Raw genomic sequence first — 23,780 nt, 5'->3', positions numbered from 1 at the left:
ACGTACCTTTGGCTTACCTTCTTTAGAGTAACCTATCCTCACTTTTTATTTAAGCAAACTTTTAAAAACATTTGATTCAGTATTGATCCCTTTCACTTTCACCATAAACCAAAATAGCCCTACCCTCACCTAATCAATGACCCCCCAACGAAATTTGCCGGGCGTATTGAGCATTTTTCAAGTTAGTATCAATAATCAGCGAAGTCATCGCAAGCGAACCGCCGACAATTTGGTCATTAAAATAGGAGACCGTTTCAATTTCTTGTTTTAGAGCGAGTATATAAAGTAGTGGCAAATAATGTTCCGGAGTAGGCACCGCCAATCTCACCGTATTATCCAATAACAAATAATCAGCCAGTTCAGAATGACGGTTATCGTTAATCAGACTCTTAAAAAGCTCGTTAGCCGCGATAGCCCAATCTAATCCGAAAGGTTTGTTAAAACCGCCAGGGCCGTTATCCTTGATCACCAGCCGGCCAAGATTATGTACCATATTGCCGCTGCCGATAATAAGAACACCCTGCTGCCGAAGGGCGAACAATTCTTTTGCCAAGGCATAATGCTCAACTGCCGACTTGGTATAGTCCAGACTTAGTTGGACCACCGGAATATCAGCGGCAGGAAACATTTGTACCAGTACACTCCAAGTACCGTGATCCAAACCCCAGTCATTATTCAAACCTACAATGGTTTTCTGCATCGTTGCCTTTACCAATCCTGTCAGCCATGGACTGCCCGGAGCCGGATACTGTACGTCAAATAACGCTTGAGGAAAGCCGCCAAAATCATGAATAGTCTGCGGTCTCTCCATAGCAGTAACCAGGGTACCGGGAGTTTCCCAATGCGCTGAAATACACAAAACAGCTTTAGGCTTAGGCAAGGTTTTAGCTACCTGTCGCCACCCCTTGGTAAAGTCATTATCTTCAATGGCATTCATGGGACTGCCATGGCCGATAAACAATACGGGCATCATTTCGCTACCATCAAAAGCATCAGCTGCGTCACGGTTATTTGTTTCTTTTTGATTCATGGCGACTCGTTAGGGTAACAATGCTTTTTAGATAAATACGCTACCAACAAGGCCCAAACCTGTCACATAAAATGTAATGAGTGAAAACCACATGATTTTAACAGACCAATTATGCAGTAGTTTGGGAAGTCAGCTTGAATAAGACAGGCAACGTTTTATTGTTGCCTGACCTTGAGATGAATGGTCGGACACCTATAAAGCGATGTCCGACGCTGATGATGGTTAACAAATACTATTTAAGTTGCTGATAATACAAAGCAAGCTCTTTGATTTCATCATTACTTAGCTGTTGAACAATCAGACGCATACGGCTGTAAACATCGTTGTGACGTTGGCCGTTTTTATATTCCAGCAAGGTTCTTGTAAAATAATCAGCATGCTGTCCTGCCAGTGCCGGAATATCCTGCTTTTCGCCTTGACCTTTTGACCCATGACAAACAAAACAAGGCGGCAAAATGCGTTTACCGTCACCCTGTTCAACCATTTTTTCAGCTCTGTCGAGATTTTGTTTTCCTGATTTATTTTCGACAGCCGGTAAGGAGCCAAACCAAACCGCCAGATCTGCGGCATCCTGTTCTGTAAGCCCTTTAGCCACACCAGTCATCTGAATATGACTACGACTGCCATCAGCATAGTCACGCAACTGTTTGTAGGTATAATTGGCAACCTGACCTGCCAGTGCGGGAATTGATGGCAGCGTTTCATCATCAATGATTTCTGCTTTCATGCCCTGGCCTTTGTCGCCATGACAGCTTTTACAAGATTCTGCCAGTTCTTTACCCTTGTCAAGATTACCGTTCTTGACAAATTTAAGCGCTTCAGGTGTCCACGCCACTTTAGAGGGTGGTTCAGCATTAACAGCAACAGGGACAATAAAAAGCAGTAATAGTAATAGTCGTTTCATGCTTAAAATCCCCATGACGATGATTCGTAAGTGTCCATTATAAAGAACTGTAAGATGGGGTAGCCAAAACTGATAGCCATTAAAACAGCAATCACTTTGTTCCAGATTTTAAAATCATTCAGCCATTCAGGAAGAGACGTTACCGCATGTATCGGCTCGGCAAATTCAATTTCCCCGTCAAAGACTTCAGTCGAGGCGTTAAATTGCGTTTTCGCCAGATTATAGATAAACAAACACGCCGAACCCAACAGTATTAAACCGCCAAATATCATCATAAATTCATAAGGTTTCCAGGCCAACGTCAATAAACTATTATAAACAACTGTAGAAATACGGCGTGGCTGGCCCAATAAGCCCAGGACATGCCAAGGGGTCGTCAGAATACTCATGCCTATAAACCAGGTCCATAACTGAAGTAAAGCCATTGAACTGGAAAATAATGGTTTTTTAACCAGCATAGGCCATAAGTAATAGGCAATGGCGAAATACATGATAACGGTAGTGCCAGCAAAAATCAGGTGAAAATGGCCCGGTACCCAAGCGGTATTATGAATCATGCCATTCATCGCATAACTGGCATTAACTACGCCACCAAAGCCGCCAAAAATCAGCATCAATAACGATAAAATAACCGACAATACCATGGTATTGGTCCAGGGCAAGCTACCTATCCAGCCAAACAAGCCTTTACCACCACGCAAACGCCCGGCAATTTCAAGGGAGGCAATGACAGTAAATCCTGTTACCAAAGTCGGTAAAGTCACCACGAAAGTGCCGATGCCGTGTAACAATTTCCAACCCTTAGCTTGCTCCGGATCCATATAAAGATGATGAAAGCCTATTGGCAAAGCAAATACGGCCAAAACGATAAAAGCCAATCGGGCCATTTCATCACTAAACAGAAAACCGCCTGCCTGTTTAGGGACAAACACATAAAAAGCGATATAAGCAGGAATCAGCCAAAAATAAACAATGGGATGCAGCGTCCAGGCGAACAAGGTTCTGGACAGCCCCGGATCAAGGGTATCAATCCAGCCCAGAGACAGGGGAATCAATTGAAAAAGCACTTCCAAGGCAACACCGGCACTGGTCCATAACCATAACAACGCATTCATGGTGGTTGCAAACATGGCTAAAGGTACAGGTTGCCCCGTGTTGGCTTTTTTCCATTGCACAAACATCACCAGCATAATGACACACCAAACCCAAGAACCAACGACGAGCAAGGTAGCGCCGATATAAAATGCGGCATGCGCAACAACGGGCGGGTAAAACGTATACAGTACAGAGGCTTTACCGGTCAACAAAGGGATGGCCGCCATAACAACACCAATTAATGCCAACCAGAAACCACCCCATGCCAACGGCTTGTTCCATACCGGTTGCTTTAAGCTGGTGGTCGCGATGTAATAACCAAAGCCCATAATAAAAAAAGTCGTCAGGACATATGCCATCAATACCCCATGAGTACTCACCGAGGCAAAATAGGCACTTGGGGAGTTTAGTGCAGGAATAAAACCGCTACGTTCCAGCACTTGATACTCACCCATGAAACAAGCGACGATAAAGGCAATAAAAGCGACCCAAAGGTGGCTTAACGCGAGCTTTCGTTCTTCGGCATCATTCATTATTTGATCCTCCTTTAGCAGGCGACTTTACCGGAGCTTTCCAGTCTTCTTTAGCGATGACCGAAATATTGCTCCACATGTGGTTATGGCCCAAGCCACAATATTCATTACACAAAACCGGATATTCACCCGGCTTTGGGAAAGTAGTTGTTATTTCCGCAACATAACCCGGCACAATCATGGTGCTCATGTTCGTCATGGGAATATGAACACCGTGTAAAACATCCATACTAACCCAACGAAAAGTTAATGAAGTCTCCGCAGGAACATTAATGTGTTTGGGGAAGAAGGAATAACGCCCGGCAACCATTCTGATGGTGATATCGCCTTTGTCATCGATTTGTACGCCCAGATTTTCCTCAGCAAATTCTTTATTTAAATGCAGACTGGCGGAATCAATAGTTTCGACTTTACTGGGTGGATTGACACCGTGAAAAAATGCATCAATGGTGATAATTCCAACAAAAAGCGCGATCACCAGCATTGAGATAGTGATCCATTTTAGTTCTAATTGATCAATATGAATGGCTTGAACTTGCGCACAAAAATTTCGAAAAACCTGTCCACATTTCGCTTTTAATGGTTCTGTTTGCATAATGAAACCCTAGCCTCGCGGCAAAAATACGCCGTAATAAAGAAATAGCCATGCAACGACCATACCACCAATAACTGCCGACATCAGTGCAAAAGTTCCTACCGGGGGGCTTTCGAGAATACGCTTACGATCTTCTTCAGTCATCTTATCCATCTCGGTCTCTCTAATTATAATTAAATTGAATTGAACTAATTTCATTATAACTGGCATGGGCATTTTGATGAAAAGATTAGTGCCTTACTGTGGATATTTTTTTCAGGCCTAAGGGTTTAGCTGTGCTTAAGGATATCTTTAACTCAATCTTTAAGTTTTTGCACCTTGGTTTTATAGAGCGTTGATAACCCTGTGTATTACTGCCAATGCATGTCGGTGGTAAATAAAGGGTTCAGAACAGCATTTTTCTTATACTTGATATTAAAGTTTTTATTCATTGATTTTAAAAAATGATGCCCATTGAGTCCATCAAATCATAGCCGAGATCAGATAGCCAACCGAATGACTAACAAAAACAGCTTGATTTATCCGGGATTACCTCAGTCAAGCTCAAAAACCGGATGTTAAAAGACTTTTGAACGATTACTTACATGGCTATTCTTGTTTTACATGCTATTCTTTGCGTATCTTTTTTGATACACTACAAATGTGACACCAATACTTTCTGTTAATTTTTTTGCAACTGAAGCAGGTAGCGAACCCGTTAGAGAATGGTTAAAAGATTTATCTGCTCAAGATAGAAAAACTATTGGCGAAGATATTAAAACGGTGCAATTCGGTTGGCCTCTTGGTATGCCGTTAGTCGATCACATTGAAGGCGACATTTGGGAAGTCAGACACAGCTTGATAATCGGATAGCGCGAGTTCTGTTTGTAATCGTCAACAAAACAATGATTCTGCTGCATGGCTTTATCAAGAAAGATCAAAAAACACCAAAACCAGAGCTTGATTTGGCAAAACAAAGATTAAAGACATTACGGGGGAAAAGATGAATAATCAACACAAAGAAAACCTTCATATTGGCAGCAGTTTTGACGACTTTCTTAGCGAAGAAGCGATTCTCGAAGAAGTAACTGCCGTAGCAACAAAACGTGTTATTGCTTGGCAAATTTCAGAAGGTATGTCTTCGCTTAAGCTGAGTAAAACGGCAATGGCAAAAAAAATGCATACCAGCAGAGCATCGCTTAATAGGTTGTTGGATGAAAAAGACACCAGTTTAACCCTTACAACCTTAATGAGTGCCGCTGCCGCTCTTGGAAAAAAAGTAAGAATAGAACTGGAATCAGTCTGAATTTTATTTAAAGTTCCCACGATGTAGTTAAGTCGAAGGGGCATTTATTGCCAGAAATCAAAAAAACAATGCTAAAGCCCTGCAAGGGCATAATACCTTAGCGACGATAATCATGCACCCTAAGCCGCTTGATTTCGCCCTTGCAGGGCTTGGGGTTTATAGATATTCTAATTTCATAGGGCTGACACCCTATGCTGATGTATTAAGCCCATGCAGGGCTTTATCTTTCGTGGCGTATTGATTTTACTGTGTTGATCCTTATGTTGCGCTGGTTCTGTTAACGCCACGCCATAACTGGCTGAAAATAAAATTACTGTTAGTCCCGTCGGATTAGGCGAAAGCCGTAACCCGACACATTTGTTACGGGGCTGATAATATTGGCTATGAATAATTAAAATGTCGGGTTACGCTATCGCTAACCCGACATGGCTACCTTCACGCAGACGTTTGTTCGATGATATGAAGGCACTGACTACCTACCTTTGTTTCGATAACTGGGAGCACCTGCTCGATTTCATGCTGGAAGGCTGGTCTTATAAGCCGGGAAGCCCAATCAACCGACCCCCAAAGCCTGAAATTGGATAGGTTTTCGTCATAATGAGAATTGCTGATAAGGCTTAGCGTCAATTACCCACTTCCCAATTTTAGCTATCAAAAACGGGTGCTTTTTTGGGAAGCCAGAAAGTAGATCAAAGCCACGCCAGATATGACTTTGTAAGAAATCCTATGAAACAATCCTGTCGTTTGTTTAAATGCACCCATAAATAAGCTAAACAAATATGATTCCTGAATTAATCGATTAAACGCCCAGTATTTCTCCGCAATAAGTTTTTTCATCTAGACTGATGCATTTAACATCAACTCTATTCCATAGGCGGTTCTTTATATTTCTAGTAATCTGCTTTTCTGACATTATTTTCTGCTTTTCATCAAGAATCCCAGGGACTATTTGCAAACGGTCTATGTATACAAATAGCCTTCCGTCTTTTCTCTCGGTTCGACGTTCTCCTTGAGGATATAGCAACCACCGAATAGAGTTTCCCGCGTTGTTTCGTTTGAAAACTCTTCCAACATTTTTGATCTCATGGTTAATGTATTTATCAGTTAACACCACCTCATCCGGAATGGAAACAACTATCTGGTGCGACCCAACTTCTTCGTTTTCGCTAATAGCAGTTATGGTGTATTGATCCACCCAATTGAGATCAACGCTGTCAATGCCCCGCATTTTTTCTTTCAGATATTCTCTTACATTAGCAGGAGTATCTAGATTGATATAGCTGGGAGTTTCAATGGTTAGAACTACACTACTGCCATCTTCACTGAAGTTGATCTTATTTTCATTGGTACCGTATAAGCACATAGAGGCTTCAAGGGGAAACTCAGTAATTCCACTACTTACTTTACTTCCAACATTTTTCTGATACAGATCATCAGCATAAAAGTATAAAATTACCCCTACAAAGAATAGGATAGGCAAAGTGCCGAAGGGAAAGAAAATAATTGTAGTACCGATCGCACCTCCAAAAAAAATTAAACCAATCCATGCCCAGAAGCCAGCGCTTATAATCGAAGCTAGTAACTCATACCATTTCATTTCTTACTCTTTTCATATCATATTCCCTTCACCGAATTACATCTCTCACCGACCTTCAGATCATCACTAAACTTCGTTCGGCAAGAGGCACATAACGTTTGAGCTAACCGACGTTCTAAAGCAGAGCGAAGCGCCGCTTTTGAACGTCCGTGTTGAGCGATTTGTTGTCGGGATACATCAGAACTGCACCGAGCGCTTTACTCTTTCCAGTATTGGCCGCCAAACAATGGCATCCGATTGCCTGTGTGATAGAGTTATCTCGATAAGCCGATTGGAAACAGGAATTTTGTATTGCGTCACTTGCCAAGGTGAAGGCCCATTAATGCCTGTACGAACGTACGGCATAACCAAAACGCGATAATTATTGAATTTTTCAATGCGTACAGGCTGCATCTCAATGATCTTTGGTCCGCCAGATGCTTCAAGCTTTCTAAACATGCCTAGCGCTTCTGCGCTAACCTCTTTAAGGTCTCCTGGCGTTACAGCCGCAAGATCGTTCTGCGTGTAATCAGGTGGCGATGTAATGCTTACACCAATCATTGCTCCGGTTGGATTGGGTGCGGCGTTCATCGCCAGCAAGGATTCTTTACGACCACTCAGCTCTTTAATGCCAGCGTTGTCAGTTATTGCTTGGCCAGCAGCGCCGAGATTTCTGCGGTTGTCTTGCGAGAATACCGTCCAATGTGACGGAACGTCTAGCGAGATACCGTAGGCTAACTGAACCCAACGAAATGAAGTGTCTTCTGCGAACGCAGAATTACCAAGCAGGGCAAAAACAACTAACGCGCAGAATAGATATTTTGGAATTATTGAGTTCATTGCTGACTTCCTGCGGAGGTCGGTTTTTTAGCCTTCTCTTGGCGATTGATAAACGAAAAGAACAACCAGATGAACGCGCCGCCCATATCGAGTGGACTTTGCGTGTTAATTGGCACACCGACGCTATCGGTAATCGCCTGATACTTTATTTTGTCCGAGTACATGTTTTTGTTATGTTTTTTGTACATTGGATAATTTTTCAATATTCACAGCTATTTCTTTCTCGTAGTGATTTTGTCGTGAGAAAAATACAGATTCTTTTTTTATTGTTGCTTTCAAAACACACCTTTTTTCTTTTTTATACCAAGGTTGTGAATTATAGTGTTGGTATGCAAATTTTTTGGCTACTTCAATTGATGTACTCCAAGACTGACCGTATCTCTTACTATTAAATTCTGAAATATCACAACCTCGATATACATCAATAGAACTTGATAAAACTGAAATGTCATTAGGCTTAAGTACAGATTTAAGCACTATTTTTGGATACCATGATTCATTTGATTGATAAATATACAGGTCAAATAACCCGCCTGACGCATAAGATGTGAACGCCTGCCTTAGTGAATCAATGATTTCGTATAATTTCTCATTATTGTTTGATGCAATGGATAATTTAAAAAGTTCAAGTATTTCTTTTTCTGAATTATTTTTCCCAAGCAAATCTATCGCACTAGAAATAAATAAGCCCAGTATTTGTTTGAATTGGATTATTTTTGGAGAGTTTAATTCTTGTACCAGCCAATCTATATCAATTGATAAATTGTTGCTTAAAAAATCGCTATCTGATTTTTTCAATGTATTATCCAGCTACGGAAAGATTTACAAGCATAATAGCCGCTAACACAAGACCATTTATTAAAACTCCAGTATAAAAACCCGCAATGATCGCAATTAACTGAGTTAATCCATTAGAAAATTGAAAAACAATTAGTTTTCCTATGCTCTTTTCTGATTCAGAAATATTGCCTGTAGAGGTTTCGAATTGTTTTTTGATGAAATTAAACGCTTTTAACCTATAAAAATAAATTGCTATAGCAACTGCTGTATATAAGAAAACTGCGCTGGCGAAATATACCAAAGAAGTTTTATCAGCTCCATCGATTTTATAGATTTTATAAGTGCTTAAAGAAACAAACGCTACTGACCATTTTGCTCCCGTTTTCATGCGCTGTGAAAATTCTGTTTTTCTAAAGTAACCAATAACCTCTGCAATAATCCAAACAAACGCCATAAGTATCGATAGTTCACTCATATATTTTCTCTCGAGAAATTAAGGTTTATTTTTTAACATAACACAAAGTTCAGCGTAGCGAAGCTCCGCTGGAACGTTGAGTTAGGCGATTGTTTCTCGATTGATGGGCTTCGTACCTCAGCCCATTTTATTGCACTTTTAATATCTACGTTGATTTCCCAATTAGTATGAGCATAGTAATGACAAATACAGCAATGCTGATAAACGAAAATATTTTACCGTTCCTTTTTTGTTGTATGCTTGTAACAGCAAGTACGAGACTAGAAATTGAAAACATCCACAGCCCAACCTTCACATCCTTATCCCAATCAGGCAGATTAAACCAACTAAGAAAATACATGACCGATAATACAAGTGCGGTCACTGACATCCATTGTGAATCTTTTATAAGTACAGATTGAATTGGTTGAACAAAGCCACAATGCGGACACATTGAAGCTGTTTCATGAAGTTCTTTCCCATAACCTCTGCAAAAAACCATAGTCATATTATCTCTTTTTATTTTTTCTTTTGGAAAGCCTAACGTAAAGTAGACACCTAAAAAGGTGTCTTTTAAAATCCCAAAATAAGGTGTATATCCTAATACTGCTACCGCAAATGTAATTAATCTATAAGTTACAGTTAGATACGCAAATAATAAGATAAAGATCAAGCACTATTCTGGTAGAATTTTGAGTATTACAAAGTCTGATCAATAACTTAACCATGCCAGCTATTAAAAAAAACCGTATTCAGCAGCAAATTGACCGCTTCAAAAAGTCATTTTTGCAATCCCAAGGACTAGGTGTTGAGGATTTTTTTCAGCCGACAGCATTACCAACATTATCGCCAATACCCCGCATAAACGCTCCTCGGTGTTCTTGCCCTTAGTCACGCTTAAAGCTTTCATTTTCCAAGTATTAAGTGATGACGGTTCCTGTAAACAGGCAGTGGCAGGCGTATTGATTGATCGTATCGTCGATGGACAATCAGCCAATACGGTTAACACGGGACCTTACTGTAAAGCCCGACAACGCTTACCACTAAAGGAACTCAGAGCAGCCACCACAGCTGCTGGTTTGCGTCTTCATAACCAGTCTCTGGCCGCGTGGCGATGGAAGGGTTATAACGTTGTCCTTACTGATGGAGCAACGGTGCAAATGCCAGATACACCAGAGAATCAGGCAGACTTTCCTCAGCTGGATAGTCAAAAGCCTGGTTTGGGCTTTCCGATTGCTCGCATGGTTGTGTTGATTTCTTTGGCTGCAGGAACCGTGCTCGACTATAGCCTGGGAGCCTATCAAGGCAAAGGAACTGGCGAAACATCGTTACTCAGTCAACTGTTTGGCAGCCTGTCAGTTGGCGACTTGCTGATGGCGGACCGCTATTACTGTACCTTCGCCATTATTGCGCTCTTGCAGGCTCGTGAAATTCCTGTGCTATTTCCACTACATGCCCGGAAAAAAGTAGATTTCAGCTTGGGTGTCTACCTGGGTGCAAGAGATCATTTGATTGACTGGACGAAACCCAAACGGAAACCGGTGTGGATGTCCAAGCAGGACTATAGCGACTTGCCGGAATCGATTACCGTCCGAGAGTTTGCGGTAAACGGCAGAATCTATTTGACCACCTTACTAAATGCAAAGGGCTTTCATAAGCAAGAGCTGGCTATGCTTTATAAGCAGCGCTGGAAAATTGAGCTGGATTTTCGTTCCATCAAAACCAATATGGGCATGGAAATATTACGGTGCAAAAAACCTGACATGGTAAGCAAGGAGATAGCTATCCACTTATTGGCATACAACATCATTCGTGGCAATTTGGCACAGGCAGCCAGCCTGCATGAGAAGATACCCCGCCAACTGAGTTTCAGGTCAGCAGTGCAACTGGTCATTCAAGCCGCCAAGCAGATGGTAGGCTTGACAGGGAACCAACTCATAAGCGCCTTGCGTGAATTATTAAAAGCGATGGCATCAACGGCCATTGGAAAACAAAAACGTAAGAGCCAGCCAAGAGCAGTCAAACGCCGACCAAAACCCTTTCCTTTGCTGATGGTGCCAAGAAACGAGGCATGTTTAAGCCTCTGACTTTGTTTTTTATATTTGCGGTAGCAGTATTAGTGTATATCCTTATAGCTTTTATTTATTTTTGTCGATTCTATCATATTTATTTTTGATAGTCACTTTGTTATGCCATTAAGTTCCACACCGCTTAATCCACCGACTAAACTGATAGAACACAACAACAAACTAAAAAAATATTTTCTCTCAAAAATAAATTCAAGCAAGCACCAATAACTTCAGTGTTGTTCGGTGTCCGGTATTGGCCGTGATTTGCCAGTCAGTTACAACCAAAAATCAACACACTCTCGGAATGGCTTGCCCCTAACTCCTCTTTTTCAAAGCCGGGGGCTGAATAATTATCCCCAAACCTACTCTATATTTTCATAGGCTTTTTCAGTAAAACGTGGTGTGCAGATGGCTAAAAAAACCAGATCTTCTGTACCCGTATTGGTAATTCTTTGCGAACACAAGGATGGAATAATAACCACATCGCCTGCTGATAACTGTTGCTCCCCCGACTCACCTACCTCAACTTTTGCACTCCCTGACAAAATAACGTATCTTTCGACAATGCCGTTTAAACGGTGCAATTTGGTGGTCACCCCGGCCTTAACCGTGGCTCTGGCAATAGACATACCCGGATCTTCTGGTGAATTTGATAATTCCAAAATAAAACAACCTTCATCGAAGTAGAATTGATCAGCTTCATCGGGTTTTAAAATTTGTATTTGCATGATGGGGTTACTCTCCTGAAATAGTTGATCATTATCGTTGGTCGATAACGCGTTAGACAAAAGGCAATTAAATAGATGTTTACAAATTACTGTAAGATACGCCTGACAACAAACATAATCGAAACGTCGTTATCTTCTTTTATACTTTCTTTGGCCAACGTCCGGCCAACTTTACCTCAGGCTTTAGTAAAACCATGCAGTGGATCTATCTGTCAATAGCAATCATGTCTGAAGTTATTGCAACTTCCGCACTTAAAACCACAGAAGGTTTTACGCGCTGGGTTCCCTCGTTGCTTGTCGTTATTGGCTACACATCGTCATTCTACTTTCTTTCACTGACATTGCGTACCATACCGCTCGGTGTCGCCTATGCCATCTGGTCCGGTGTTGGCATAGCCCTGCTCGCACTGATTGGCTGGATAATCTATCATCAGGCACTCAACATGGCGGCTATTATTGGCATTACCCTGATAATCGCCGGCGTGATTGTACTGGTTCTTTTTTCCAAGACGACAATACACTGAACGCAATACTGGGGCTACTTAACGGCTTCCAGCCTTAATGTTGCCATTAGCCTGTTGATAAACTCAAGTTTTTGTTCTGTCGTTTCAAACGGCTTGATAAATCTTAACTTATCCACACCGTCAAATTTATAACATTTTGCCTGAGTTTGTATCAGGGTAATCAACTGTTCTGTATTAATATTGGGTTCCGAGGTAAAAATAATCCGCCCACCTGCAACATTGGCTTCTATTTTTTTGATGCCCAATTTTTCCGCTTTTTGTTTTAATTCAGTAACACTAAACAAGGTTTTAACCGGCTCTGGCAACAAGCCAAAACGGTCTATCATTTCTACTTGAAGTTCATGTAAATCGGCTAACGTATCGGCACTGGATATGCGTTTATACAACACCAATCGCGCATGAATATCGGGCAGGTAATCTTCAGGAATAAGTGCCGCTGTTTGTAGATCAACTTCAGCGCCTCTGTTCATCGGCGTATCCAGTTCCGGCTGTTTACCTGATTTTAAGGAATTAACCGCGCGCTCCAGCAGTTCTGTGTACAAGCTAAAACCGATTTCCTGAATTTGACCGCTTTGATCATCACCCAGCAACTCACCGGCACCACGAATTTCCATATCATGTGATGACAGCATAAACCCTGCGCCTAAATCGCCGGAGGCTTCAACCGCTTCCAGTCGCTTCATCGCATCTTTGCTCATTAAGGATTTTGGCGGCACGATAAAATACGCGTAAGCCCGGTGATGTGATCGACCCACTCGACCGCGCAATTGATGTAATTGTGCCAGCCCTAATTTATCGGCCCGATCAATAATAATGGTATTGGCGCTGGGAATATCGATACCACTTTCGATGATCGTGGAGCACAACAATAAATTAAAGCGCTGATGATAAAAATCCAGCATGATGCGCTCAAGTTCACGTTCCGGCAATTGGCCATGAGCTATTTCAATCCGCGCTTCCGGTATTAATTCGGCCAGTTGCCTGGCCATTTTGTCCATACTTTTGACTTCATTGTGCAGAAAAAACACTTGGCCGCCGCGTTTAATCTCGCGCAGGCAAGCTTCCCTGATTTGGGCATCGACCCATTCACTAATAAAGGTTTTAATCGCATGACGATTAGGCGGTGGGCTGGCAATAATGGAAATATCCCGCAATCCTGCCATCGCCATATTTAAGGTTCGTGGAATAGGCGTGGCGGTTAGGGTCAGAAGATCCAGCTCACTACGCATTTTTTTAAAGTGTTCTTTTTGACGCACACCAAAGCGGTGTTCTTCATCAATAACCACCAGTCCCAGCGCTTTATACTTAAGTTCATTGGACAATAAGGTATGCGTACCAATAACAATATCGACTTTGCCGTCGGCCAATTCTTCGGCAATTTGTTTTTGCTGCTTGGGACTAACAAAACGCGACATCACTTCAACACGAACCGGCCAATCGGCAAAACGATCCCGAAAATTTTGATAATGCTGCTGAGCCAATAAAGTAGTCGGCACCAATACCGCTACCTGCTTGCCACTTTGCACGGCAATAAATGCCGCCCGCATCGAAACTTCGGTTTTACCAAAACCCACATCGCCGCAAATCACCCTGTCCATTGGATGAGGGCTGGCCATATCTTCCAATATGGTTTCAATGGCAGATTGTTGATCGGGAGTTTCTTCAAAGGGGAAGGCATCGGCAAACGCCTGATAATCGGCATCTTCAATAACAAAAGCATGACCTTTCTTCAATGCTCTTTTAGCATGAATTTCCAATAATTCCGCAGCAACATCCCTGATACGCGCGATAGCTTTGCTCTTAAGTTTTCCCCACTGATCCCCACCCAGCTTATGTAAAGGTGCATTTTCAGGGCTCATGCCTGTATAACGACCAATCACATGTAATGATGAAACGGGTACATAAAGCTTGTCGTTATGGGCATATTCCAACGTCAGAAATTCGGCTTTAATACCGCCCACTTCAAGGGTTTGTAACCCCAGGTAGCGACCGACTCCATGTTCCTGATGCACAACCGGTGAACCTATGGTCAATTCATTAAGATTATTGACAATATTTTCCAACTCACGAGCCGCAGACTTGCGCCTTCTGCGCCGTTGCAGAACTTTTTCGCCGGATAACAGGCTTTCCGTGATAATGGCAATGGCGGGTGATTTATTTTGATCAGGCCCTAGCCATAAACCATATTCCATCGGTGCGACCAACATGCACGGCGATACCTCGGACGTTAAAAATGCCTGCCAGCTATCTACCTGTTTAACGGTGATTTTATAAGACCTTAACTTATCAATCAGAGCTTCCCGGCGTCCTGCCGATTCCGCCACAAAAAGTATTTTACCGTCAAATGCCTGGATAAATTGCTGCAAAGCCTTGGCTGGCTCATTGAGCTTGGCATCCAGCGTTACATTAGGCAACGGATGACAGGCAAAAGCAATGCCATTAACCGTCTCGTTATTATCCAGGGTAATACGCGCGAATGCGGCGGTTCTTGTCGCCAATTCCTCAGCCGATAAAAACAACTGTTCAGGCTTTAATACCGGCCTTTCAATATCATATTTTCGTTGCTGAAAACGCTCATCGGCTTCTGCATAAAAAGCCTGTGCGGTCGCATCAAAAGTATCAGATACCACTAAAACTGCCGATGACGGTAAATAGTCAAACAAAGCCGCCGTTTGCTCTACAAACAGCGGCAAATAGTATTCAATACCGTTGGGCGTAATGCCTTTGCTGACATCCACATACAACGTATTTTTTGGCGATACTTCAGGAAAAGCAGCTCTAAAGGCCTGACGAAAATGCTTGATGGACTCATCCGTAAACGGAAATTCCCGTGCCGGAAATAACTGAATCTGCTCAATTTTTTCTAATGACCGCTGGGTTTCAGGATCAAAAGTACGAATAGATTCAATTTCCTCATCAAACAATTCAATACGAAAAGGCACTTTACTGCCCATCGGAAATAAATCGACAATCGCGCCTCTAACTGCAAATTCAGCATGCTGATAGACTTGCGACACGCACTGATAGCCGACACTTTCAAGCTTGAGCCTGTTAAGATCCAGATTAAAATCATCACCGATTTTAATAGAAAAACTATTGGCTAAAACATGCTCTCTTGGTGCCAGTCGATGCATTAACGTAGTCACTGATACCACTAGCGCACCGCGTTTCACCTGAGGCAGTAAAGCCAGCGTTTTTAAGCGCTCCGAAATAATTTGCGGTAACGGTGAAAAAACATCATAAGGTAGCGTTTCCCAATCGGGAAACTGCAAAATAGGATGCTCGCCCTGTAAAAAAAACGCCAACTCATGCTCAAGACGTAAGGCCGTTTGATTATCAGGGGTAACAATGACAAACAGACGATTTTCATTTTTAATGGCCGAAGCCAGCGCCAGAGAATCACCGCATCCGGTTAAACCGGTCCAAATGACCGGCTGATCTTTTGCTTGAGGAACAGTAAGAGAAAAAATGAGTGTATCAGCCATTCGGTAGCAGCTATAAGTGAGTTGTTAAGTTAAGCATTATTTTAAGTTGAATCAAGTTTATCACTCGTTTCTTAAAGTTTCATGTACTAGGTTCTGTTGACGTTTCACCTCAGCCATAAAAGCACCGAGGAAAATGATAGCATCCCCATGTAATTAATAGCTTTTTTCTCATATCGTGTAGCAATTCTGCGATAGTGCTTGAGCTTACCGAACATACATTCAATGGCATGCCGCTCCTTATAATGCCAATAATCGCACTCAATATCTTCTTTTCGGTTCGATTTAGGTGGGATAACCGCTTTTATTTCACGACTGGCTAACCACTCCCGCAACTCGTTCGTGTCGTAGGCTTTGTCTGCTAAAACGGCTGAAGCATTAACATTTTCCAATAAAGATATGGCTTGCTTGCATTCAGCCTCCTGCCCGCCTGTCAGGATAAATTTGATGGGCATGCCCAAGCCATCACAAAGCGCGTGAATCTTACAACCAAATCCACCTTTGGAGCGCCCAAGTGCTTCATTCTCAGCAGAACTATATGCCGCTCCAGCTGCGCAGGCATGTGCTCTAATAACTGAACCATCCATGGAAACATCTTGTAAATCAGCGTCTTCAGCAAGATGACAGAGAATTTCACCCCATATGCCATTGATACACCAACGTGAAAAACGCTTGAAGATGCTATTCCATTTACCATACGTTGACGGTAATACACGCCACTGTGCTCCCGTACGTAATATCCACAAAATGGCATTAACAAACTGCCTGCAAATATCGGGTAAACCGATATGAACTCCAGGCAATTTTTTTAAGCTTGCCAAAATACGAGTCCACTCTTCATCACTTAATGTTATCCGCTTCATTTCATTCAAAACGACTTATTCTACCGGATTGGTGAAACGTCAACAGAACCTAACAAACTTTATCTACCTATGCGCCAACTCAAAAACATCGCATCACCGTAACTAAAGAACCGATAAGACTGATCAATCGCATGGCTATAAGCGTTCATAATGGAATCGTAACCCGCAAACGCTGAAACCAGCATCAACAAGGTGGATTCAGGGAGATGAAAATTGGTCAGCATGGCATCGACTGACTTAAATTGATAACCGGGGGTAATAAACAAATCGGTATCACCAAAACCGGGTTCCAGTTGACCGCTGTTAGAAGCTGACTCCAATGCCCTGACTGCCGTCGTACCAATGGCAATGACCCGCCCGCTTCTTGCGCGGGTTTGCTGTACCGCATCAACCGTTGCTTGAGACACAGCAAAATATTCTTTGTGCATCAGGTGTTCGGATAATTCTTCCACTCGCACAGGTTGAAAGGTACCGCTACCAACATGCAAGGTCACAAAAGCCGTTTGTGTACCTTTGGCTTTAATTTTATCCATCATCGCCAGATCAAAATGCAAACCGGCTGTCGGTGCCGCTACCGCACCTGATTCTTTGGCAAATACTGTTTGATAACGCGTTAAATCGGATTCATCATCGGCGCGGGTAATATAAGGTGGCAGCGGAATATGACCGATTTTTTCCAAAAGCCAGAGTAAGTTTACATCAGCAAACTCCAGCTCAAATAAATCATCTACCCTGCCCTGCACGACACAACAATAACCCTCATCGAGCTTGATCAATGTGCCCGGCTTTGACGATTTACTGGCTCTAACATGAGCAATAGCATGGTGATCGTCAACAATGCGTTCAATCAGAATCTCGACTTTACCGCCCGACTGTTTACTACCAAACAGTCGGGCCGGGATCACCTTGGTATCATTAAAAACCAGCAAATCATCAGGCTGTATTAAATCAATAAAATCGGTAAATAACCGATCAGTTATTTCACCCGTGTTTCTATCCATACACAACAAGCGACTGGCATCACGTTCTGCCAAGGGTTTTTGCGCAATTAACGCATCGGGTAACAGGTAGTTAAAATCACTTTTTTTCATAGCCTGCGATAGTAACAGGTTAAGCCAATGAATACACCTTAAAAAATAAACTGGCTTTTTTGAAAAATTGTTCTTATAATAACCCTTCTTTGCCGGGGTGGCGGAACTGGTAGACGCGCCGGATTCAAAATCCGGTGAGGGTAACTTCGTGCCGGTTCGATTCCGGCCCTCGGTACCATTCGAGGATTTATTACCGTGCAAAGAAATACATAAACCCGCAAGTCGTAAGGCTTCGCGGGTTTTTTATTGTCCGGCGATGTACTAGGAAGTACAGTAACACTCGACACTTTATGCAGTAAGTTTTACAGTAGCTTTGAAGCAGTAACAAAAGTTACTGCAAATTACCTGAGTTACTGCAAATGGCTAAAGACTTACTGAAAGACGTGACTATCCGTAACGCAAAGCTGGAAGATAAAGACAAACGGCTTAATGATGGTGAGGGGCTTTATATCCTCGTTAAATCCAATGGCGCTAAATGGTGGCGCTTTGATTACACATCCGCAAATAAGCGTAAAACACTATCCCTTGGTGTTTATCCTGCCACTGGATTAAGCGATGCCAGAGTAAAAGCGCGTGAAGCTATTGCAAAAGGCATAGACCCCAGCGACACTAGAAAAGAAGAAAAGGCCATTAAACAATTGGCGACTGAAAACATAATCCGTGCTGATGCAGGGTTACCCATCCTTAACAGCTTTGAGCACATCACCCGCGAATGGTTAGCATCTACTACCCATCTTGTCAGAGAGATAACCCACAGTAAAAAAATCAGACGCTTTGAAGTTCATGTATTCCCTGTCATTGGTGGCATGCCTATTAATGCAGTTAAATCACCAGACATATTCAGTTTGATTAAGCCACTGTTTAACCGGCTGGAAACCGCTCATAGAGTCTGTAGTGATATAGCCGCCGCCTTTGGCTACGCAATAGCACACGGCTTTACTGATTACGACCCAGCCCAAGCAGTAGCGACACAGATACCCGCACAGAAAGCAAAACACAGAGCCGCTTTAACCGAGCCTAAAGACGTGGCGCAATTGTTGAGAGACATAGGTTGTTATCAAGGAACCTTTGTGGTGCAGTGTGCTTTTAGATTCCTTTTCACCATCGATAACCCGACTTTTAACACGGATTGGCTTCGCTCGATTTAAGGCGGACTCCAAACCTTCTTGAACTAAACGTTCCCGTACCCGTTCAACTGTGCGCGTTGAAATGCCAAAGGCTACACTGATTTGGTTATCAGCCCATTTTACGCCCAACTCACTAATGTCTGCTTTGAATAGAATTTCAGCGTGAAGCCTTTTGTGGGCAGCGACTTTTCCGGTATGAATCAAACTTTCCAGATAAAGACGCTCATCTTTCGTTAGTCTTACAATATATTTCTTTGCCAATTGTGCCAGCGCTATTAATGAATAAACTCATTATATGGGGACTATGAGCCGACATAACAATGCTGACTGAGTACTAGTACTCAGTCAGCGTTGATATGTCGGATAAAAGTAGCCCTGTAATAACGAAATTACTGACATGGTATCCGACATTATCAGATTGACTGATTACTAGTGCTCTATCTATAGGTAAACTAATGAGTTTATTTTCTATTACTTTTTTCCCGTGGGCATACTTACATCGGTTGGCTTATCTAAATACAAAGAATGATCATGCTAAGTTTCTAAACAAGACATCTACTCGAATAAGTTGAAATAGAATCGCCGGCTTTATGATTTATTGAAATGCAACTTAACATAGACGCTAACGTACGTTTTCGTACCATTGGACTTCAAACCCCTACTAGCTTAGGGGTTACACCCCTACGCATGCCATTATCCAGCATCCAGACGATGCCATTGGCATCACTGCGGATGCCCAGTACGGAATCAAGTTTCAGCTTTGACATGGAATCAGCATCTGCCAATTTTTTATTAGGAAACGGCACCAGCACTTTATTTTTATACTCGACCACCGTGTATTTCGGCAGATAAAACTTATGCACGCTCATGATGATGCGACCCTGGTTGGTAATAGTGACATTGCCCGATCCGGTATCGAGATTGACTAGGTTCTGTTGACGTTTCACCTCAGCCATAAAAGCACCGAGGAAAATGATAGCATCCCCATGTAATTAATAGCTTTTTTCTCATATCGTGTAGCAATTCTGCGATAGTGCTTGAGCTTACCGAACATACATTCAATGGCATGCCGCTCCTTATAATGCCAATAATCGCACTCAATATCTTCTTTTCGGTTCGATTTAGGTGGGATAACCGCTTTTATTTCACGACTGGCTAACCACTCCCGCAACTCGTTCGTGTCGTAGGCTTTGTCTGCTAAAACGGCTGAAGCATTAACATTTTCCAATAAAGATATGGCTTGCTTGCATTCAGCCTCCTGCCCGCCTGTCAGGATAAATTTGATGGGCATGCCCAAGCCATCACAAAGCGCGTGAATCTTACAACCAAATCCACCTTTGGAGCGCCCAAGTGCTTCATTCTCAGCAGAACTATATGCCGCTCCAGCTGCGCAGGCATGTGCTCTAATAACTGAACCATCCATGGAAACATCTTGTAAATCAGCGTCTTCAGCAAGATGACAGAGAATTTCACCCCATATGCCATTGATACACCAACGTGAAAAACGCTTGAAGATGCTATTCCATTTACCATACGTTGACGGTAATACACGCCACTGTGCTCCCGTACGTAATATCCACAAAATGGCATTAACAAACTGCCTGCAAATATCGGGTAAACCGATATGAACTCCAGGCAATTTTTTTAAGCTTGCCAAAATACGAGTCCACTCTTCATCACTTAATGTTATCCGCTTCATTTCATTCAAAACGACTTATTCTACCGGATTGGTGAAACGTCAACAGAACCTAGGATGGCGAACTTTTATTCGTTAGCCGATGCCGCTTCGAATGCGAACATGAATAAAATGGTTGCGAGTTTAACAAGGGTATTCATAAATAACTCCAAATTGAAAAAATCAGTTGAAACCTTACTTCATCCAAGCAGGGCTGTTAAATGATCTTTATTCGTGGTGGAATTAATAAATTTTGTGAAGACAGTGGCGATAACTTCATCAGGGATGTTCGAAAGCAAGCGATTAAAGACGATGAAGGCCTATGCTTCTTCAATTGGCAGCGCGGTCTTGTTCACCACCCGGCGCAGAATAAAGCTCGAATGCACCCCGGTAACGCCCGTGATCCGGGTAATGCGGTTTAGCAACAGCTCCTGATAAGCATCCATGTCCCGGACAACGACCTTGAGTTGATAGTCGGCCGACTGGCCGGTTATCAGCAGGCACTCCATCACTTCTGGAATCTCGCAAATCTGCGCTTCAAAGTGACTGAACCGCTCCGGCGTATGCTGATCCATCGAAATATGAATCAAGGCCAGTAACGACAAGCCCAAAGCCTTTGCATCGACCAAGGCGCGATAACCCATAATCAGGCCGGATTCCTCCAGAGCCCGAACGCGCCGTAGGCAGGGTGACGTCGATAGACCAATGCGGTCGGCCAGATCCTGATTGCTGATTCGTCCGTCCTCCTGCAACACGCGAAGAATCTGACTGTCGTAACGATCAAGCTCCATTATATTGTTTTGGATTAGTTATAAGTGATACAAAATTGCCCATATAGACATAATATTGAAATATTCTGCTAAAACAATACGCTGTTAAGCCACATAACGCAATAAGATGCCGCTTAGTCTTTGCTAAAATAATCCTCATCAAAACAGCAATGCAAAACTGGAGCCGCCAATATGTTAAAACATCCCAATACCAAGTACCGCCCGTTCCTCCCCGTCGATCTTGCAAACCGTCAGTGGCCGAACCGAACTATCACTGCTCCACCGATCTGGATGAGCACCGATCTGCGCGATGGCAATCAAGCCCTCTTTGAACCGATGGATTCCGAACGCAAGATGCGCATGTTCCGCAGCCTTTATGACATCGGTTTCAAGGAAATCGAGGTAGCGTTTCCTTCCGCCTCACAGACCGATTTCGATTTTGTTCAGATCTTGATCAACGGCAACCACATTCCTTCAGATGTAACTATCGAGGTACTCACTCAGGCACGCGAGCACCTTATTCGGCGTACCATGGACTCGTTGCGCGGTGCCCGTAGAGCCATTGTCCATGTCTATAACGCCACATCACGACCATTTAGGGAAATAGTCTTTGGCATTAGCAAAGCTGAAGTTATCGACATGGCGGTTGCGTCTGTCCTGTTGGTGAAACAGCTCGCCAGTGAGCAACTAGAAACAGAATGGGCCCCCTGCGTCAGAATAGTTGTCGCCTCAACTTTTAAGAAAAAATAAAATTTGAGAGTAGAAATGAAAAAATATAAAAGGTATTCAGTAGGCTTCAGAGAGCAGGCCCTGGTAAAAGTATACAATCGTAGTAATGACCAATCAGTTCAGTCCGTCGCAAACGAATTGAATATCCATTTAACAACCTTGAAGGCTTGGATGAAACAGAAGGAACAGGACGTCAAACTTGCACCGCTAAAATCAAAGCGTCCCGAAGATTGGAGCTCTGAAGAACGCTTTACTGCTTTACAAAAAACCTATAATTTGATCGGTGAAGACTTAAATGCCTGGTGTCGTGAACGCGGCGTTTTTATTCATCAGTTGGAACAATGGAAAGCTGATTTCTGCCGCCAGGATGACTTAGTAGACAAGCGTGAAGAAGCGCGGGTCCTGCGTATATTGAAAGAAGAAGTCCAAAGCCTTGAGCGCAATTTATTGCGTAAAGACAAAGCCTTAGCAGAAGCCGCAGCGCTGTTGGTACTGCAAAAAAAGTTCCGGGCGCTCTTGGGGGGAGAGGTCGAATGACTGGCCACGAAGAGCGCGAACAAGTGATTGCTTTACTTAATGAATCAGTAACTGCGGGAGCACGTCAAGCTAAAGCCTGTGAAGTATTAGGACTTAGTGAGCGTACCTTACAACGCTGGCAGACAGGTGAGACGATTCACTGCGATCAACGCCCCTTGCGTGACTATCAACCGCCACACAAACTAACAGCAATCGAGCGTGCCGAGGTGCTGATCGTCGCTAATTCAGATGAATTTGGTCATCTGCCACCGAGTCAGATCGTGCCACGACTGGCCGACCAAGGTAGCTATCTGGCGTCTGAGTCGACCTTCTATCGCATCCTGCGCGAGGAAAAACAGCTTACCCATCGGCGTAGCGAACGTCCGGCTCAAACACGAACAAAGCCACGCGCGGCATGTGCTACAGCACCTAATCAACTGTACAGTTGGGACATTACTTATCTGCCATCACTGATCCGTGGACAGTTTTTCTATCTGTATCTATTTGTTGATATTTTCAGCCGAAAGATCGTCGGTTGGCAGGTGTATGAAGAAGAAAACAGCGCCTTGGCTGGCGAATTGTTACGTGATCTCTGTCATCGTGAAGGGATACAGGCAGAACAGCTTATCCTGCATTCTGACAACGGCAGTCCGATGAAGGGATCGACTATGCTGGCGACCTTGCAACAACTGGGTGTCATGCCTTCGTTTAGTCGGCCATCGGTTAGCAACGATAATCCGTACTCAGAATCGTTGTTTAAGACCTTGAAATATCGTCCTAACTATCCGCTAAAGCCGTTCGCCGATGTTACGGAAGCGCGTCAGTGGGTCACAAGCTTAGTGGAATGGTACAACCATGAGCATCGTCACAGCGCTATTCGGTTTATTACTCCAGCGCAACGCCATGAAGGCTTGGACGACAAGCTTCTGGATAACCGTAAAGTCGTCTACGAAGCAGCACGTGCTAAACATCCGCAACGCTGGACTGGAAGTTCCCGTAATTGGGAAAAAATCCAGACAGCCCACCTTAACCCAGACAAGGTCTAAACAAAAAAATGCTACCAAGGAAGTGATTATTTAGAAAACAAACCAGAGTAAGATTTAACCGTCGAGGC

General features: G+C 43.1%; 25 protein-coding genes, 1 tRNA gene and 2 pseudogenes. 10 read left to right on the top strand and 18 right to left on the bottom strand.

The annotated features are described in order from the left end of the window. Nucleotides 1-133: 133 nt before the first annotated feature. From ygiD to KKZ03_RS12690, 5 genes are all read right to left on the bottom strand, one after another. On the bottom strand, nt 134-1,030 hold the full coding sequence (gene ygiD / locus KKZ03_RS12710) for a 4,5-DOPA dioxygenase extradiol (protein WP_243217206.1): 897 nt from the start codon (nt 1,028-1,030) through the stop codon (nt 134-136). Nucleotides 1,031-1,262: 232 nt separating this feature from the next. Next, nucleotides 1,263-1,934, bottom strand: a complete 672-nt coding sequence (locus tag KKZ03_RS12705; RefSeq protein WP_243217205.1) for a cytochrome c — start codon at nt 1,932-1,934, stop codon at nt 1,263-1,265. A gap of 2 nt (nt 1,935-1,936) precedes the next feature. Continuing rightward, a complete protein-coding gene (locus KKZ03_RS12700) occupies nt 1,937-3,562 on the bottom strand; it encodes a b(o/a)3-type cytochrome-c oxidase subunit 1 (RefSeq protein ID WP_243217204.1) in 1,626 nt (541 codons plus the stop codon). Next, nucleotides 3,555-4,157, bottom strand: a complete 603-nt coding sequence (locus KKZ03_RS12695; protein WP_243217203.1) for a cytochrome C oxidase subunit II — start codon at nt 4,155-4,157, stop codon at nt 3,555-3,557. The genes KKZ03_RS12700 and KKZ03_RS12695 overlap by 8 nt, the downstream gene beginning before the upstream one ends. Before the next feature lie 9 nt (nt 4,158-4,166). After that, on the bottom strand, nt 4,167-4,310 hold the full coding sequence (locus KKZ03_RS12690) for a hypothetical protein (RefSeq protein ID WP_243217202.1): 144 nt from the start codon (nt 4,308-4,310) through the stop codon (nt 4,167-4,169). Nucleotides 4,311-4,799: 489 nt separating this feature from the next. On the opposite strand from KKZ03_RS12690, the gene KKZ03_RS21810 reads away from it, so the two are divergent. The 4 genes from KKZ03_RS21810 (at nt 4,800) to KKZ03_RS12675 (ending at nt 6,027) form a co-directional block, all read left to right on the top strand. Next, nucleotides 4,800-5,009 (top strand): type II toxin-antitoxin system RelE/ParE family toxin, encoded by a 210-nt coding sequence (locus KKZ03_RS21810; protein WP_256451971.1) that lies wholly within the window; start codon nt 4,800-4,802, stop codon nt 5,007-5,009. Nucleotides 5,010-5,041: 32 nt separating this feature from the next. Next, nucleotides 5,042-5,143: a type II toxin-antitoxin system RelE/ParE family toxin gene (locus KKZ03_RS21805; RefSeq protein ID WP_256451970.1), complete on the top strand. Its 102-nt coding sequence runs from the start codon at nt 5,042-5,044 to the stop codon at nt 5,141-5,143. Beyond that, the gene (locus tag KKZ03_RS12680) at nt 5,140-5,442 is read left to right on the top strand and encodes an XRE family transcriptional regulator (RefSeq protein WP_243217201.1); all 303 of its coding nucleotides are present in this window, start codon (nt 5,140-5,142) and stop codon (nt 5,440-5,442) included. The genes KKZ03_RS21805 and KKZ03_RS12680 overlap by 4 nt, the downstream gene beginning before the upstream one ends. Nucleotides 5,443-5,838: 396 nt before the next feature. After that, nucleotides 5,839-6,027 carry a hypothetical protein gene (locus KKZ03_RS12675; protein WP_243217200.1) on the top strand — a complete coding sequence of 63 codons (189 nt, stop codon included), beginning with the start codon at nt 5,839-5,841 and terminating at the stop codon, nt 6,025-6,027. Nucleotides 6,028-6,241: 214 nt separating this feature from the next. Here the strand turns inward: KKZ03_RS12675 and KKZ03_RS12670 are convergent, their stop codons facing one another. The 6 genes from KKZ03_RS12670 to KKZ03_RS12645 all read right to left on the bottom strand — a co-directional run bounded on the left by KKZ03_RS12670 (nt 6,242) and on the right by KKZ03_RS12645 (nt 9,765). Next, on the bottom strand, nt 6,242-7,039 hold the full coding sequence (locus KKZ03_RS12670; protein ID WP_243217199.1) for a hypothetical protein: 798 nt from the start codon (nt 7,037-7,039) through the stop codon (nt 6,242-6,244). Nucleotides 7,040-7,216: 177 nt separating this feature from the next. Further along, on the bottom strand, nt 7,217-7,858 hold the full coding sequence (locus tag KKZ03_RS12665; protein WP_243217198.1) for a hypothetical protein: 642 nt from the start codon (nt 7,856-7,858) through the stop codon (nt 7,217-7,219). Further along, nucleotides 7,855-8,046, bottom strand: coding sequence for a hypothetical protein (locus tag KKZ03_RS12660; RefSeq protein ID WP_243217197.1), 192 nt, complete (start codon nt 8,044-8,046; stop codon nt 7,855-7,857). The genes KKZ03_RS12665 and KKZ03_RS12660 overlap by 4 nt, the downstream gene beginning before the upstream one ends. Next, nucleotides 8,030-8,656 (bottom strand): hypothetical protein, encoded by a 627-nt coding sequence (locus KKZ03_RS12655; RefSeq protein WP_243217196.1) that lies wholly within the window; start codon nt 8,654-8,656, stop codon nt 8,030-8,032. Before KKZ03_RS12655 ends, KKZ03_RS12660 begins: the two co-directional genes overlap by 17 nt. Nucleotides 8,657-8,660: 4 nt before the next feature. Further along, nucleotides 8,661-9,113 (bottom strand): hypothetical protein, encoded by a 453-nt coding sequence (locus tag KKZ03_RS12650; protein ID WP_243217195.1) that lies wholly within the window; start codon nt 9,111-9,113, stop codon nt 8,661-8,663. A 145-nt stretch (nt 9,114-9,258) separates the two neighbouring features. Continuing rightward, nucleotides 9,259-9,765, bottom strand: coding sequence for a hypothetical protein (locus KKZ03_RS12645; protein WP_243217194.1), 507 nt, complete (start codon nt 9,763-9,765; stop codon nt 9,259-9,261). 53 nt (nt 9,766-9,818) lie between these two features. Between KKZ03_RS12645 and KKZ03_RS12640 the strand changes: the two are divergent. Next, a pseudogene (locus KKZ03_RS12640) lies at nt 9,819-11,179 on the top strand (IS4 family transposase). Between the two features lie 344 nt (nt 11,180-11,523). On the opposite strand, the gene KKZ03_RS12635 reads toward KKZ03_RS12640, so the two are convergent. Beyond that, nucleotides 11,524-11,889: a cupin domain-containing protein gene (locus KKZ03_RS12635; RefSeq protein ID WP_243217193.1), complete on the bottom strand. Its 366-nt coding sequence runs from the start codon at nt 11,887-11,889 to the stop codon at nt 11,524-11,526. Between the two features lie 194 nt (nt 11,890-12,083). On the opposite strand from KKZ03_RS12635, the gene KKZ03_RS12630 reads away from it, so the two are divergent. Then, on the top strand, nt 12,084-12,413 hold the full coding sequence (locus KKZ03_RS12630) for a multidrug efflux SMR transporter (protein WP_243217192.1): 330 nt from the start codon (nt 12,084-12,086) through the stop codon (nt 12,411-12,413). Between the two features lie 14 nt (nt 12,414-12,427). Here KKZ03_RS12630 and mfd read toward each other — a convergent pair whose 3' ends face one another. The 3 genes from mfd to queA all read right to left on the bottom strand — a co-directional run bounded on the left by mfd (nt 12,428) and on the right by queA (nt 17,849). After that, nucleotides 12,428-15,898, bottom strand: a complete 3,471-nt coding sequence (gene mfd / locus KKZ03_RS12625) for a transcription-repair coupling factor (protein WP_243217191.1) — start codon at nt 15,896-15,898, stop codon at nt 12,428-12,430. Nucleotides 15,899-16,002: 104 nt separating this feature from the next. After that, the gene (locus KKZ03_RS12620) at nt 16,003-16,758 is read right to left on the bottom strand and encodes an IS5 family transposase (protein ID WP_243217187.1); all 756 of its coding nucleotides are present in this window, start codon (nt 16,756-16,758) and stop codon (nt 16,003-16,005) included. Nucleotides 16,759-16,817: 59 nt separating this feature from the next. Further along, on the bottom strand, nt 16,818-17,849 hold the full coding sequence (gene queA, locus KKZ03_RS12615) for a tRNA preQ1(34) S-adenosylmethionine ribosyltransferase-isomerase QueA (RefSeq protein ID WP_243217190.1): 1,032 nt from the start codon (nt 17,847-17,849) through the stop codon (nt 16,818-16,820). Nucleotides 17,850-17,940: 91 nt separating this feature from the next. On the opposite strand from queA, the gene KKZ03_RS12610 reads away from it, so the two are divergent. Together KKZ03_RS12610 and KKZ03_RS12605 are read left to right on the top strand one after the other, a co-directional pair. Continuing rightward, a tRNA-Leu gene (locus tag KKZ03_RS12610) sits at nt 17,941-18,027 on the top strand. A gap of 181 nt (nt 18,028-18,208) precedes the next feature. Further along, nucleotides 18,209-18,997, top strand: a complete 789-nt coding sequence (locus KKZ03_RS12605; RefSeq protein WP_243217189.1) for an integrase arm-type DNA-binding domain-containing protein — start codon at nt 18,209-18,211, stop codon at nt 18,995-18,997. A 629-nt stretch (nt 18,998-19,626) separates the two neighbouring features. Here KKZ03_RS12605 and KKZ03_RS12600 read toward each other — a convergent pair. From KKZ03_RS12600 to KKZ03_RS12590, 3 genes are all read right to left on the bottom strand, one after another. Continuing rightward, on the bottom strand, nt 19,627-19,932 hold the full coding sequence (locus KKZ03_RS12600) for a hypothetical protein (protein ID WP_243217188.1): 306 nt from the start codon (nt 19,930-19,932) through the stop codon (nt 19,627-19,629). After that, nucleotides 19,920-20,675 (bottom strand): IS5 family transposase, encoded by a 756-nt coding sequence (locus KKZ03_RS12595; RefSeq protein ID WP_243217187.1) that lies wholly within the window; start codon nt 20,673-20,675, stop codon nt 19,920-19,922. The genes KKZ03_RS12600 and KKZ03_RS12595 overlap by 13 nt, the downstream gene beginning before the upstream one ends. 296 nt (nt 20,676-20,971) lie before the next feature. Continuing rightward, on the bottom strand, nt 20,972-21,442 hold the full coding sequence (locus KKZ03_RS12590) for an Lrp/AsnC family transcriptional regulator (protein WP_371744726.1): 471 nt from the start codon (nt 21,440-21,442) through the stop codon (nt 20,972-20,974). A gap of 171 nt (nt 21,443-21,613) precedes the next feature. Between KKZ03_RS12590 and KKZ03_RS12585 the strand changes: the two genes are divergently transcribed. Both KKZ03_RS12585 and KKZ03_RS12580 read left to right on the top strand, forming a co-directional pair. Continuing rightward, complete coding sequence (locus KKZ03_RS12585; protein ID WP_243217186.1) at nt 21,614-22,171, top strand: hypothetical protein; 558 nt, start codon at nt 21,614-21,616, stop codon at nt 22,169-22,171. 15 nt (nt 22,172-22,186) lie between these two features. Continuing rightward, nucleotides 22,187-23,712, top strand: a pseudogene (locus tag KKZ03_RS12580) (IS3 family transposase). The last annotated feature ends 68 nt before the right edge of the window (nt 23,713-23,780 follow it).

This window comes from Methylobacter sp. S3L5C, assembly GCF_022788635.1.
GTDB lineage: Bacteria > Pseudomonadota > Gammaproteobacteria > Methylococcales > Methylomonadaceae > Methylobacter_C.
Note: the sequence above shows the minus strand (reverse complement) of the source record. Positions and strands in the feature narration are given on the sequence as shown.